The organism is Erythrobacter sp. AP23 (assembly GCF_001542855.1).
Lineage (GTDB): Bacteria > Pseudomonadota > Alphaproteobacteria > Sphingomonadales > Sphingomonadaceae > Qipengyuania.
In genome coordinates, this window is sequence record NZ_LNBY01000017.1 from 293,246 (window position 1) to 305,815 (window position 12,570).

General features: G+C 62.5%; 13 protein-coding genes and 1 tRNA gene. 9 read left to right on the forward strand and 5 right to left on the reverse strand.

Going from position 1 to position 12,570, the window contains the following annotated elements; all coding sequences use genetic code 11:
• Positions 1-35 precede the first annotated feature (35 nt).
• The 6 genes from ASS64_RS11315 to ASS64_RS11340 all read left to right on the forward strand — a co-directional run bounded on the left by ASS64_RS11315 (position 36) and on the right by ASS64_RS11340 (position 5,805).
• A complete protein-coding gene (locus tag ASS64_RS11315) occupies positions 36-614 on the forward strand; it encodes a thymidine kinase (protein ID WP_067694324.1) in 579 nt (192 codons plus the stop codon).
• A gap of 25 nt (positions 615-639) precedes the next feature.
• Positions 640-1,332: a site-2 protease family protein gene (locus ASS64_RS11320; RefSeq protein WP_067694327.1), complete on the forward strand. Its 693-nt coding sequence runs from the start codon at positions 640-642 to the stop codon at positions 1,330-1,332.
• Entirely contained in the window at positions 1,329-2,327 is a 999-nt protein-coding gene (gene truB / locus ASS64_RS11325; RefSeq protein ID WP_067695214.1) for a tRNA pseudouridine(55) synthase TruB, read from the forward strand. Before ASS64_RS11320 ends, truB begins: the two co-directional genes overlap by 4 nt.
• A 5-nt stretch (positions 2,328-2,332) precedes the next feature.
• Complete coding sequence (gene rpsO, locus ASS64_RS11330; protein WP_067468099.1) at positions 2,333-2,602, forward strand: 30S ribosomal protein S15; 270 nt, start codon at positions 2,333-2,335, stop codon at positions 2,600-2,602.
• Between the two features lie 173 nt (positions 2,603-2,775).
• A complete protein-coding gene (pnp, locus tag ASS64_RS11335; RefSeq protein WP_067694329.1) occupies positions 2,776-5,055 on the forward strand; it encodes a polyribonucleotide nucleotidyltransferase in 2,280 nt (759 codons plus the stop codon).
• A gap of 69 nt (positions 5,056-5,124) precedes the next feature.
• A complete protein-coding gene (locus ASS64_RS11340; protein WP_067694332.1) occupies positions 5,125-5,805 on the forward strand; it encodes a spermidine synthase in 681 nt (226 codons plus the stop codon).
• Positions 5,806-5,815: 10 nt separating this feature from the next.
• On the opposite strand, the gene ASS64_RS11345 is transcribed toward ASS64_RS11340, so the two are convergent.
• Entirely contained in the window at positions 5,816-6,337 is a 522-nt protein-coding gene (locus ASS64_RS11345) for a DUF1993 family protein (protein ID WP_067694335.1), read from the reverse strand.
• Positions 6,338-6,406: 69 nt separating this feature from the next.
• Positions 6,407-7,084, reverse strand: coding sequence for a GcrA family cell cycle regulator (locus ASS64_RS11350; RefSeq protein ID WP_067694338.1), 678 nt, complete (start codon positions 7,082-7,084; stop codon positions 6,407-6,409).
• A gap of 71 nt (positions 7,085-7,155) precedes the next feature.
• Here ASS64_RS11350 and ASS64_RS11355 point away from each other — a divergent pair, with 71 nt between their 5' ends.
• A complete protein-coding gene (locus ASS64_RS11355) occupies positions 7,156-8,055 on the forward strand; it encodes an ABC transporter permease (RefSeq protein WP_083508325.1) in 900 nt (299 codons plus the stop codon).
• Positions 8,056-8,068: 13 nt separating this feature from the next.
• Here ASS64_RS11355 and hspQ read toward each other — a convergent pair whose 3' ends face one another.
• Positions 8,069-8,449: a heat shock protein HspQ gene (gene hspQ / locus ASS64_RS11360; protein ID WP_067694341.1), complete on the reverse strand. Its 381-nt coding sequence runs from the start codon at positions 8,447-8,449 to the stop codon at positions 8,069-8,071.
• A gap of 161 nt (positions 8,450-8,610) precedes the next feature.
• On the opposite strand from hspQ, the gene ASS64_RS11365 reads away from it, so the two are divergent.
• Both ASS64_RS11365 and ASS64_RS16970 read left to right on the forward strand, forming a co-directional pair.
• Positions 8,611-8,700 (forward strand) — tRNA-Ser (locus ASS64_RS11365).
• A gap of 371 nt (positions 8,701-9,071) precedes the next feature.
• Positions 9,072-9,491: a DDE-type integrase/transposase/recombinase gene (locus ASS64_RS16970; protein ID WP_234002390.1), complete on the forward strand. Its 420-nt coding sequence runs from the start codon at positions 9,072-9,074 to the stop codon at positions 9,489-9,491.
• 614 nt (positions 9,492-10,105) lie between these two features.
• On the opposite strand, the gene ASS64_RS11375 is transcribed toward ASS64_RS16970, so the two are convergent.
• Entirely contained in the window at positions 10,106-11,458 is a 1,353-nt protein-coding gene (locus ASS64_RS11375) for an amidohydrolase family protein (protein WP_067694344.1), read from the reverse strand.
• Between the two features lie 62 nt (positions 11,459-11,520).
• The gene (locus ASS64_RS11380) at positions 11,521-12,537 is read right to left on the reverse strand and encodes a medium chain dehydrogenase/reductase family protein (RefSeq protein ID WP_067694347.1); all 1,017 of its coding nucleotides are present in this window, start codon (positions 12,535-12,537) and stop codon (positions 11,521-11,523) included.
• Positions 12,538-12,570: the final 33 nt, after the last annotated feature.

Below are 12,570 nucleotides of genomic sequence, written 5' to 3' on the forward strand. Positions count from 1 at the left end.
CGCCGGGGTGCGCGAAGGGCGCTAGCGACGGGGCGATGGCGAAGCTCTATTTCTACTATGCGAGCATGAATGCGGGCAAGAGCAGCACGCTGCTGCAGACGGCTTTCAACTATGGCGAGCGCGGCATGCGCGTGTCGCTGTGGACGGCAGCGCTCGACGACCGGCCCGGCTTCGGCGCGATTTCGAGCCGGATCGGCCTGGCGAGCGATGCGCACCGCTATGAGGCGGATACCGACATCGAGGCGCGCGTGCTGGCCGACCATGGCGAGGACCCGATCGCCTGTGTGCTGGTGGACGAAGCGCAATTCCTCACCACCGAGCAGGTCTGGCAGCTGGCCCGACTGGCCGACGATGCCGGGATCCCGGTGCTGTGTTACGGCCTGCGCACCGATTTCCAGGGCGAGCTCTTTCCAGGCTCCGCCGCGCTGCTCGGCATTGCCGATGCGCTGGTGGAGATGAAGGCGGTATGCGATTGCGGGCGCAAGGCGACGATGAATTTGCGCGTCGATGCCGAGGGCAAGGCGGTCAGCGAGGGCGCGCAGACGGAAATCGGCGGCAACGATCGCTATGTCGCCATGTGCCGCAAGCATTTCCGCGAAGCGCTGGCGGGCTGACGCTGCGCTTCCTATCTAGCCCGCCATGACCGAAACGCTCCTGCTCGCGGTGATCCTGATCCCGTGCCTGATCATTGCCATCGTCTTTCACGAGGTCGCGCATGGCTGGACCGCGCTCGCGCTGGGCGATCCCACCGCCAAGGAACAGAAGCGCCTCTCGCTCAATCCGATCCGTCACGTCGACCCGATCGGCACGCTGCTGGTGCCGGGTGCGCTGGCGCTGTTCGGCGGGCCGATCTTCGGCTGGGCCAAGCCGGTTCCGGTACGCGGCGACCGGCTGCGCGACCCGCGCTTCGGCATGGTGGCGGTGGCAGCGGCCGGGCCGGGCACGAACCTGCTGCTGGCCTTCGTCGGGGCACTGCTGTTCGGCGCCATCTCCGGCGCATTCATAGCCGCCGACAGCATGCCGCCCGAATGGCTGCTGACGGCAGGCGGCATGTTCATTCTCATCAACGTCTTCCTCGCGCTGTTCAACCTGCTGCCAATCCCGCCCTTCGATGGCTCGCACATCGTCGGTGGTCTGCTGCCGCGCCAATGGGCGAGCAACTGGCAGAAGCTGCAATCGCTCGGCATGCTCTTTTTCATCGTACTGATCGCGGCAACCTGGGCTTTCCCCGACAGCGGGCTAATCGAGAACACGGTCCTTCCGCCAGTGCTGTGGTTGCAGGAACGCTATTTCGAGCTTGCCGAATGGGTCGCGCGTGGGATCGCGGCATGAGCGAGAAGAAACCCGCGCCCCACGGCTGGCTGATACTCGACAAGCCGCGCGGGCTCGGTTCGACGCAGGCTGTGTCAGCCGTCAAGCGCGTGCTGCGGCAGAGAGGCTATGCCAAGACCAAGGTTGGCCATGGCGGGACGCTCGATCCGCTCGCCGAAGGCGTGCTACCGATTGCGCTGGGCGAGGCAACCAAGCTCGCGGGGCGGATGCTCGATTCCGACAAGATCTACGCCTTCACCATCCAGTTCGGCGAGGAGACCGATACGCTCGATACCGAAGGCGAGGTCATCGAGCGCAGCGACCGCCGCCCTCCGATGGCCGCCATTGCCGCGGTGCTGGAGCACTTCACCGGCGATATCGAACAGGTCCCGCCCGCCTATTCCGCGGTGAAAATCGACGGCAAGCGCGCCTACGACCGGGCGAGGGCAGGCGAGGAAGTCGCGATGAAGACCCGCGCGGTCACGATCCATTCGCTCGGCTTCGAAAGCGAGCGCGAGGATGCCGAACTGCGTTCCGCCTTCGCAACCACCGCTGGCCGGCCCGATCCCTACGATCCGCAGGCGCCACTCGAGCTCGCCGACAGCGTTACGCTGGTCGCTCACGTTTCCAAGGGGACGTACATCCGCTCGCTTGCACGGGATATCGCACGCGCGCTTGGAACGGTGGGGCACGTCACCTACCTCAGGCGCATCAAGGCCGGCCCGTTCCGCGAGGAACAGGCGATTTCGCTGGACAAGCTGGAGGAAATCGCTAAGGGCGCGCCCATCGAAAACCTTCTCCTGCCGCTCGAGGCGGGACTGGACGACATCCCGGTCCTTATCCTCGATCCCGACAGCGCGCAGGCGGTCCGCCAGGGCCGGGTACTGTCGGAGCTGCCCCACACCGACGGGCTCCACCTCGCCACGCTGCACGACGTGCCCGTGGCCCTGATGGAACTCGACGGAGGTACGGCCAAGGTCGTGCGGGGCTTCAACATCCCGGATGTCGCGGAGTAGAATACATGTCGGTTACCGCCGAGAAAAAAGCTGAGATCATCAAGGACAATGCGCAGGCCAAGGGCGACACCGGTTCGCCGGAAGTCCAGGTCGCGATCCTGACCGAGCGCATTCGCAACCTGACCGAGCATTTCAAGTCCAACCACAAGGACAACCACTCGCGTCGCGGTCTCCTGATGATGGTCAACAAGCGCCGTAACCTGCTCGCCTATCTCAAGAAGACGGATGTCGAGCGGTACAATGCGCTGATCCAGAAGCTGGGTCTTCGCAAGTAAGAGTTTCTCGAAGGGGCGGCTCAGGCCGCCCCTTCGTTTATCCGGCAACCGCGCAATCCGGCGCGGGGTCGGCAAATGGAGGCAGGATAAGCCTCGAACCGGACCGGGACGGCATACCCGGCACTGTAGGCCCCGCACCGCAATAAGGCCGTGCGGGTTCATAAGGAAAATACATGTTCGACACGAAAACCGTATCGCTGGAGTGGGGCGGAAAGACCCTCACTCTGGAAACCGGCCGCATCGCCCGTCAGGCTGACGGCGCCGTTCTGGCTACCTATGGCGAAACCGTGGTGCTGTGCGCCGTGACCGCCGCCAAGAGTGTACGCGAAGGGCAGGACTTCTTCCCGCTCACCGTCCACTACCAGGAAAAGTTCTCCGCTGCGGGCCGCATCCCGGGCGGCTTCTTCAAGCGCGAAGGCCGCGCGACGGAGAAGGAAACGCTGACCTCCCGCCTGATCGACCGCCCCGTGCGTCCGCTCTTCCCGGAAGGTTTCTACAACGAAATCAACGTCATCGCGCAGGTTCTGTCTTATGACGGCGAAACCGAACCCGATATCGTCGCGATGATTGCCGCATCGGCCGCGCTGACCATCTCGGGCGTTCCCTTCATGGGTCCGATCGGCGCCGCCCGCGTCGGCTTCAAGAACGGCGAATACGTCCTCAACCCGAGCCTCGAAGACGCGCTTAGCGAAGACGGTCGCCTGGACCTCGTCGTCGCCGCGACGCAGGACGCGGTCATGATGGTCGAATCCGAAGCCAAGGAACTGACCGAAGAGGAAATGCTCGGCGCCGTCATGTTCGCGCATGAGGAAAGCCGCAAGGTCATCGGTGCGATCATCGACCTCGCCGAACAGGCCGCCAAGGATCCGTGGGAACTCGAGCCCGTCGAAGACAAGACCGCCAAGCTCGAGAAGCTGCGCGGCGTCATCGGTGCGGACCTCGAAGCCGCCTACAAGATCACCGACAAGTCGGCACGTCAGGATGCGGTCAACGCAGCCCGCGAAAAGGCACGCGAAGCCTTTGCCGACCTGGCCGAGAGCGATCCGGCCGAATATCTCGGCACGCTCAAGCTGGTGAAGAAGCTCGAAAGCGACATCGTACGCGGTTCGATCCTGAAGGACGGCACGCGTATCGACGGCCGCAAGCTCGATCAGGTTCGCCCGATCGAGGCGATGGTCGGCCTGCTTCCGCGGACCCATGGTTCGGCGCTGTTCACGCGTGGTGAAACGCAGGCGATCTGCACCACCACGCTGGGCACCAAGGATGCCGAGCAGATGATCGACGGCCTCGAAGGCCTGTCGTACAATCACTTCATGCTGCACTATAACTTCCCGCCCTATTCGGTCGGCGAAGTTGGCCGCTTCGGCTTCACGAGCCGCCGCGAAACCGGCCACGGCAAGCTCGCATGGCGCGCGCTGCACCCGGTGCTGCCCGATCATGAAGACTTTCCCTACACCATCCGCATCCTGTCGGACATCACCGAGTCGAACGGCTCGAGCTCGATGGCGACCGTCTGCGGCGGCTGTCTGTCGATGATGGACGCAGGCGTTCCGATCGAGCGTCCGGTGTCGGGTATCGCCATGGGCCTGATCCTCGAAGGCGAAGATTTCGCGGTCCTGTCGGACATCCTGGGTGACGAAGACCACCTCGGCGACATGGACTTCAAGGTCGCCGGTTCGGAAGCTGGGATCACCTCGCTCCAGATGGACATCAAGGTTGCCGGCATCACGCAGGAAATCATGAAGACCGCGCTCGAACAGGCGAAGGCCGGCCGTGCGCACATCCTGGGTGAAATGTCGAAGGCCCTTACCGGTGCCCGCACCGAAGTGTCCAAGCACGCCCCGCGCATCGAGACCATGCAGATCGACAAGTCGAAGATCCGCGACGTCATCGGCACGGGCGGCAAGGTGATCCGCGAGATCGTCGCCGAAACCGGTGCCAAGGTCGACATCGACGACGAGGGTGTGATCAAGATCAGCTCTTCTAACGCCGACGAGATCGAGGCCGCCAAGAAGTGGATCGAAGGCATCGTCGAGGAAGCCGAAGTCGGCAAGATCTACACCGGCAAGGTCGTGAACATCGTCGATTTCGGCGCATTCGTGAACTTCATGGGCGGCAAGGACGGTCTCGTCCACGTCTCCGAAATGAAGAACGAGCGGGTCGAAAAGCCGACCGACGTCGTTTCGGAAGGCCAGGAAGTGAAGGTCAAGGTCCTCGAGATCGACCAGCGCGGCAAGGTTCGCCTGTCGATGCGCGTGGTCGACCAGGAAACCGGCGAAGAGCTGGAAGACACCCGCCCGCCGCGCGAACCGCGCGGTGACAAGGGTGGCCGTGGCCGTGGCGGCGATCGTCGCGGTGGCCGTGGCGGCCCGCGTCGCGATCGCGATCGCGATGGCGGCGGCAAGCGGGACGGGGGCGGTGAAGCCCACGTGCCCGACTTCCTGAAGGACTGATCCTTCGCTAGTCAGTAACGAAGGGGTCGCGGGTCCGCCTGCGGCCCCTTTGCTTTGGAGAATACGAGAATGCTGCCCCGCGAAACCCTGGCAACCGCGCAAGTTCCCGATGGCGAAACGCTGACGCTGGTTAGCCACGGTCGCGATTTCATCATCATGCTCGGGCGCGACGAGCTGATGGGGACGCGGATGCAATTTTCCGAAGAACAGCTCGCGGTGCTGACGCTGGCAGAGCTTGAAGCCGCCAATCCGCGTGTGCTGATCGGCGGTTACGGAATGGGCTTCACCTATCGCGCCACGCTCGACAAGCTGCCCGACACAGGCTCGGTCACCGTGGCCGAGATCGTGCCCGAAATTCTCGAATGGGCCGAGGGCCCGCTGGCGCATCTGACCGGCGAGAGCCTGTCCGACCCGCGCGGGCAGGTCGTTATCTGCGACGTTGCGGCGCTGATCGACGATGCGAACGACGGCACGACCGAAAAGTACGATGCCATCCTGCTCGACGTCGACAACGGCCCGGACGGCATCGTGCGCGACGCGAACTACCGGATCTATTCCAAGACCGGTCTTGGCAAGGCCCGCGATGCGCTCAGGCCCGGCGGCATCCTTGCAGTCTGGTCCGCCGCGCCCGACCACAAGTTCACCGTCCGCCTCAAAGAGAGCGGGTTCGATGTCGAGGTGCGCGAGGTGCGTGCGCGGCCCAACAACAAGGGGCCGCGCCACACGATCTGGTTCGCCCGCAAGCGCTAGACAGCCCGCGTCAGGCCTTGATGCGGACCCGGCCCATGAAGTCCATCTTGCCGACCGGTACGCCCTTCATGCGCAGGATGTTGTAGGCGGTTGCGCAGTGGAAATAGAAATTGGGCTGGCTGAAACTGAGCAGGAAGTCCTCGGCCGTGAAGTTCATCCCTGTGTCCTTGAATTCGAACCGCATCGGCCGGCCGACCCAGCCTTCCATCTCGTCTTCGGTAAGCGCCTTCATCGCCTCGACCGCGCCGGCCAGCTTGGCGCGCAAATCCTCGAAGGTCGACGGCGGCGGATTGAGGTCGGGCGAATAAACGCCCTTGCGCACGCCCTCGATCGAGCCCTGCGTGTGCTCGGCGACGCATTTCACCTGGTAGGACCACGGCAACATGTCCTCGAACACGCGGGCATCGATGAATTCGTCATGGCCGCAGTCATGTTCGGCGCACCATTTTTCGGCTGTGTCGATCAGGTGATTGGCAGTGCCGAGCATTTGCAGGGCGCTGGGAACGTAGGCGGCATGTAGCGACAGGGGCATCGTTCATTCTCCCGTGGAAATGAAAAGGCCCGGCGGTCGCGCGACTGCCGGGCCTTGCTTGTGTTTGTCTTAGCGTACCCGCGGGCCGCCGAAGGGCAACGGCGGAGGGGGGCGGCGTGCACCGCGCGGCAGCTGCGCCTGATAGGCCCGGCCGCAATGCTCGACGCAATAGGGAAAGCCGGGGTTCACGGCCTCGCCGCAGAAATGGAAATCGGGTTCGCCCGGATGGCCCATCGGCCAGCGGCAGACCTTGTCCGACAGATCGAGCAGGCTGGTCTTGTCGGCGATCTCGGGACTCGGCTTGGCCGGCACCAGGCGGCGCGGCGGAGCCGGCGGGATGGGGGCCTGCTGGTCGCCCGGGCCCTGACGCAGGAAGCCGCCGGGACCGACCGAAACGATCTTCGGAAGATCGGCGTTCTTGTTTGGCAGGGGTTGCGATGGGATTGCGGCATCCTGCCTGGGTGCGGGCGCGGCGGTGGGCTTGGCTGGAGCCGCGGGCGCAGGCTTGGCAGCCGGCTTCGCCGCTTTCTTGGCGACCGGCTTCGGAGCGGGCTTGGCCTTGGCCGGAGCCTTCTTCTTCTCGTTGGCCTTGACCGGCGAGGGCCGCGACTTGAGGCCGAGGCGATGCGCTTTGCCGATCACGGCATTGCGGCTGACCCCGCCCAGTTCCTCGGCAATCTGGCTGGCGGTCGATCCGCCTTCCCACATTTTCTTAAGCGTTGCGATCCGTTCGTCGGTCCAGCTCATATGCAGTCCTGTATCTCGTGTCTCGACGCCGCGGCTTGCATGCCGTGGCGCTTGGGCCTAGTCGCGCCCCAATGGTCGATCAAGCCCAGCCCGTATCGCCCGGAAGCGAACACCCGGACGCCTCCTTCGTAGAGGATAATGCCGGAGGGGAGGGCCGGTTTCCGCCGCGGGGACGCCCGGTGATCCGCGGGATCAACGGGATTGGCCTGTGGAGCCTCTATATGAAGGAGGTGAGGCGGTTTCTCAAGGTCCAGACGCAGACAATCTGGGCTCCGGCCGTCACGACGCTGCTTTTTCTGGTCATCTTTTCGGTCGCGCTGGGTCGTGGTGGGCGCGAAGTGCTCGGCGCCAACTTCCCGACCTTCGTTGCGCCGGGGCTGATCGCCATGGCGATGATGCAGAATGCGTTCGCCAATTCGAGCTTTTCGCTGCTCGCAGGCAAGATCCAGGGGACCATCATCGACCTGCTGATGCCGCCCCTGTCCGAAGGCGAACTGATGGGCGGGATCGTAGGTGCCGCGATCACCCGTGCCGTCGCGGTGGGATTCGTCGTCGCAGGTGCCATGCTTCTCTATCCCGGTGTCAGCCTGGCCATGGCCGCGCCTTGGGCGGTGGTCTGGTTCGGATTGATGGGGGCGGTGATGCTTTCGCTGCTGGGCTTGCTCGCCTCGGTCTGGGCGGAAAAGTTCGATCACAACGCTGCAGTCACGAACTTCGTCATCGCCCCGCTGGCGATGCTGTCGGGCACCTTCTACATTATCGACCGGCTGGCCCCCGCTTTCCAGGCAGTAAGCCGGGCCAATCCCTTCTTCTACGTGATCTCGGGCTTCCGCTACGGCTTCCTCGGCCAAAGCGATATCGGTGACAGCGCGGCGGTGATGGTAGCCGGCATCGGACTGCTCGTGTTCAATGCGCTGCTCGCATTGGGCACGTACAAGCTTCTGAAATCGGGCTGGAAGATCAAGAACTGAACGCTTTTAGCGATCAGTGCGTCATGCTCCGCCGCATGCGATAGCGGCCGTTTTCGAATTGCTCGAAATACTGGTGCACATCGGGGTGCGAGACCGGGCCCGAGATCGAATCGGTCACCAGATTCTGCTGGCTGACATAGGCGACGTAGTCGCTATCGTCGCTTTCGGCGAGGAGGTGGTAGAAGGGCTGGTTGCGATCGGGCCGGATATCCTCTGGGATTGCCTCGTACCATTCGTCGCTATTGGCGAAGACAGGGTCGATATCGAAGATCACGCCGCGGAAGTCGAACACGCGATGTTTGACCACATCGCCAATGGCGAAGCGGCTTTTGACGCGGCGCGGGGCATCGATGGTGCGACCGGCCTGGGCGGAGAAATATTGTGCACGATCCATGGGAAGCGAGGATATGGGGTGCTTGTGCGCGCTTACAATGGCCTCGCGGCATCGATCCCCCGAAATCTCGCGAAAAGGGGCTTGGCAAGGCGGGGGCGCTCGGCTAATCGGCGCGCTCGCTTCGACCGGGGCTCAAGGCCCCCAAGCGCACCCCAAATAGCGGAGAGGTGGCAGAGAGGTCGAATGCGCCGCACTCGAAATGCGGTATACGGGCAACCGTATCGTGGGTTCGAATCCCACCCTCTCCGCCACCTATCCTGAGCACCGGTCTAAAGCTACAGGCCTTCTGCGCAAGGCCGCGGAACAGGCCGATCTCTTCGCTCCAAGCCGTGACAGGGCACTCTCAGAGCAAATGCACCTGATCGACGGATGATGCGGTGAGGATAGGGCGTTGAGATGCCCAGACCTAGGAAACCAGCTAGCCCGTTTCGGTACTTCAACTCATCGCCCGAGGTGATCCGCCTCGTTGTGATGATGTATGTCTGCCTCCACTGAGCTTGCGGAACGTTGAGGACCTGCTCGCCGAGAGGGGGGCGACATTTTTTACGAAACTGTACGGCACTGGTGGAACAGGTTCGGTCTGCTGTTTGCCGCGGACGTAAGGCGACAACGGATCAACCGCATGCGCGGCTTTAGACATTGGCGCCGGCATCTCGACGAGATGAACGTGAAGCTCAACGGCGAGATCGTCTACCTGTGGCGAGCAGTAGACCAAGAAGGTGAAGTGCTGGAGAGCTATGTCTTAAAGACCAGGGACAAGAAGGCAGCTCTCATCTTCATGAAGAAGGCCATGAAGCGATATGGTAAGATAGGGGCCATCACCACCGACGGCCTTCGCTCCTACAAGGCAGCGATGGACGAGCTGGGCAACAGGGACAAGCAAGAGATCGGCCGCTGGACTAACAACCGAGTCGAGAACCCGCAGTTACACTTTCGACGACGAGAGAGGACGATGCTCAGGTTCAGGCAGATGAAGAGCTTGCAAAGTTTGCGTCGGTCAATGCCAATGTCCACAACCACCTCAACCAAGACCGCCACCTGATCGATAGAGAGACCTGCAAGACCCGCCCCTCAGCCGCTCTGGCCGAGTGGCAGAACCCCATGGCTTGATCGAGCACGCGGATAGGGGACAGTTTGCCAAGTGAAGACGAGTTAGCGTAAGACTGACAGCACCGTTTTCATCCATGTACTGAACAATCTTGCGAGGCTCGGCAGGAGCAAGGGCGTGCCTTATTTCACCCACAAGGGGTAGGCCGGTAAATGTGCACCCGATCGGTGCAAGTATCGCCTTGACGAGAGCCTCGCGATCGATCGGCTCAACAGGAGGGTCTACCAGAAGGGAGCGCCGCATCTCCCCCTGGATTGCGACGATACCGGATCGACAAAGTTCATGACGGACTGTGGTGCCCAGTTCCGGTCCTCTGCGACCTGATCGAATGTTTTTTCGTTCGGATCCGGTTCGATAGCGACGCATAGGAATTCAACCGGCTTCAACAGGCGCACTCGCACCAGAGTCTGGGGAGGAACAAGAAGACCGAGCCAGTCGCCCAAATCTGTCGATCGAGTGGAATGCTGTTTACCGACAGGTCCAGTGTCGCTGGTCGGTAGGGAAGGAAGCCGCGAAAGCGGACAGAAGAGCGCCGCTGTGACGATTGTCTATTTCGACCCTTCCAACAGCTCAAATTCCATTGCATCGAGCTCGTTGCGATCGAGCATCTGCCCAGCTGCGATCACCGCCCATGGACGACGCAAGGTAGCGAGTCCTTCAAGCGGATTGGCGTCGAGCAATATTAAGTCTGCGCGACGCCCCGCAGCAATTGTGCCATCCTGATCTGCCAGGCGGAAGAAGCGCGGTGGGGCAACGGTTGCCGTGTAGAGCGCTTCGCGCAGGGTCAGGCCGATCTCGACGTAGAGGTCGAGCTCATCGAGCAGCGAGAAGCCGTGGAACAGATACGGATTTGCGAATGAGGCATCGCTCGAGGCGAGGATCGGCACGCCCGCGCGGTGCGCCATCAAGAAAGTCCTGCGATCGAGCGCGATGCTTTCCCTTGCCAGTGAGCGCACCTCGTCGGTCATCGCCTCCAACCTGAAATCCGGCTTGCCCCATGCTTCGCGCACGGTTTCAGGAAGCATTCGCATACGCGGCGTGTCGGCATTGGGCCAGTTCCCGAGGTAGAAATCTGCGACGACAAGCGTGGGGCTTACGTGGAGATCGGCCTCAGCAATATCTGCCAGGATCGCTGCGCATCGCGCCTCATCCCAGGTTTCAAGAATGATCCGATTGCGCGATGCCATGATCGCGAACACCTCGTCACGCGGAGCGCCCGCAGCCATCGCGGTGCGCAAGGCGTCGAGCATCGCCTCCTCCTCGGTCGAACAGGCCATCGGAATACGCCCGAAATGCTCCATCCCGTCCTGGCCCGCTTCAATCGCGGTTCGCAAAGCAACCCGTTCGGGAATGTGACCGACAAGCTGAAGGCGTGCATCTTCGGATGCTTCGGCAAGCGCGAGATAGCTTGGCTCATCGAGCATCGAATAAGACTTCACCGCAGCCCAGTCTTCATCGGAAATGCGCGCGACAACCGATCGGGCCTCCTCGGGTGTGTCGGCGAGGAACATTCCGGGCCACGAGCCGGGGCTCGCGTCCACCCATGCGCCAGAAAGCACCAGCCTTGGACCGAGCACTTCGCCTGCCTCAACTCTCGTTTGAAGAGCCTGTTGCTCGGCAATCGGCCACAGCGCGCCCATGTCGCGTACGCCGGTCACGCCGTTTATGAGATAGAGCGGAAAGGAAGTGTCCGGTTCGGTGGCGGAGGAGAATATGTGGACATGGCTGTCCCATAGGCCGGGGATCAGGAAACGTCCCTCCACATCGATCCGCTCTGCCTCTTCGCTGACAGATACCTCAGGGCCGACTGCCGTGATACGCGTGCCCTCGATCAAAATGGACTGGCCCTGGCTGAGTGTGCCCTCCTCGATATCGACGAGCGTCACATTGGTCAGGAGCACGTCCGCCCGCGCTTGGGGCGAGGCCGCAACGAATAGACCGATTAGGGCTAGGATTATCGTTCTCATCGCGTGCTTACTCTCATCACCAGTTTACCTTGTACCTCGCCTGCTTCTACCCGCTCATGTGCGCGGGGCACATCCGCTAGCGACACGACTTCGGCGATGGCGGGATCGATCCGTCCCTCAGCCAGCATCGAAAAGAGCACGGCGAGGTCTTCATGAAACCATTCAGGATGCGCGCGCCGCATCGCGCCGATAGAATAGAAGGCGGTGGCATGACCATTGGGCAGCCAGTCCCACAGCTTGAGTTTGACGAAGTCGAGCGGGATAGAGCCGCCGCGTCCCAGCACCTCGTTCTGGAAACCAAAGGCAATGAGCATGCCGCCGGGCTTCAGCGCATGGAGCGAGCGCGACAAACTATCGCCTCCGAGCGGATCGAACACGAAATCCACACCTTCGCCCACCCCCGCGCGGAGTGCCGCCTCTGCGTCGGGCGCGTCAGCGTCGATCGGTCTGGCACCTAACTTGCGGATCAATTCGCATTTGGCGGCCACATCGGTGCCGAAAGCTGTGATTCCGGCATCGTGCGCCAATTGCAACATTACAGTGCCCACCGCACCGCCGGCACCGTGGACAAGAATGCTCTGCCCCGCCTGCGCTCGCGCGACCCGGTGGAGCATCTGATAGGGCGTAACTGCCGATAGGATCATTGCGAGCGCATCCTCATCCGCCACGCCATCGGGCACGCGGGTCAGACGCTCGGCTGGAAGGCAGATATACTCGGAATAGGCGCCGATGGTGGTGAGGTCGGCCACCCGCTCGCCTACGGCCGAGCCCTCGACACCCTCGCCGAGCGCATCGACCACGCCGACTATGTCGTATCCCGGCACAAAAGGGGGCTTCTTCTTTACGTCCGGATACATCCCCTTGCGGATCATCACATCAGTGAAGGCAGCGCTGGTGACGAGTACACGCACTCGCACATCTCCCACCTGAGGCTCGGGCAAATCCTCAACGGTCTGCAACTCCAGCATTTCGGGGCCACCGAATCCGGTCAGCATGACTTGGGTGTGGGACATTCTAACTTCTCCTTTAGTCGGATCAGAAAGACT

Excerpts from the sequence above, each read along its gene's own strand:
- truB (WP_067695214.1), top strand. The coding sequence starts at position 1,329 with ATGAGCGAGAAGAAACCCGCGCCCCACGGCTGGCTGATACTCGACAAG.
- pnp (WP_067694329.1), top strand. The coding sequence starts at position 2,776 with ATGTTCGACACGAAAACCGTATCGCTGGAGTGGGGCGGAAAGACCCTC.
- ASS64_RS11350 (WP_067694338.1), bottom strand. The coding sequence starts at position 7,084 with ATGAGCTGGACCGACGAACGGATCGCAACGCTTAAGAAAATGTGGGAA.
- ASS64_RS11340 (WP_067694332.1), top strand. The coding sequence starts at position 5,125 with ATGCTGCCCCGCGAAACCCTGGCAACCGCGCAAGTTCCCGATGGCGAA.
- ASS64_RS16970 (WP_234002390.1), top strand. The coding sequence starts at position 9,072 with ATGCGCGGCTTTAGACATTGGCGCCGGCATCTCGACGAGATGAACGTG.
- ASS64_RS11345 (WP_067694335.1), bottom strand. The coding sequence starts at position 6,337 with ATGCCCCTGTCGCTACATGCCGCCTACGTTCCCAGCGCCCTGCAAATG.
- ASS64_RS11320 (WP_067694327.1), top strand. The coding sequence starts at position 640 with ATGACCGAAACGCTCCTGCTCGCGGTGATCCTGATCCCGTGCCTGATC.
- ASS64_RS11315 (WP_067694324.1), top strand. The coding sequence starts at position 36 with ATGGCGAAGCTCTATTTCTACTATGCGAGCATGAATGCGGGCAAGAGC.
- ASS64_RS11355 (WP_083508325.1), top strand. The coding sequence starts at position 7,156 with ATGGTCGATCAAGCCCAGCCCGTATCGCCCGGAAGCGAACACCCGGAC.
- ASS64_RS11380 (WP_067694347.1), bottom strand. The coding sequence starts at position 12,537 with ATGTCCCACACCCAAGTCATGCTGACCGGATTCGGTGGCCCCGAAATG.
- rpsO (WP_067468099.1), top strand. The coding sequence starts at position 2,333 with ATGTCGGTTACCGCCGAGAAAAAAGCTGAGATCATCAAGGACAATGCG.
- hspQ (WP_067694341.1), bottom strand. The coding sequence starts at position 8,449 with ATGGATCGTGCACAATATTTCTCCGCCCAGGCCGGTCGCACCATCGAT.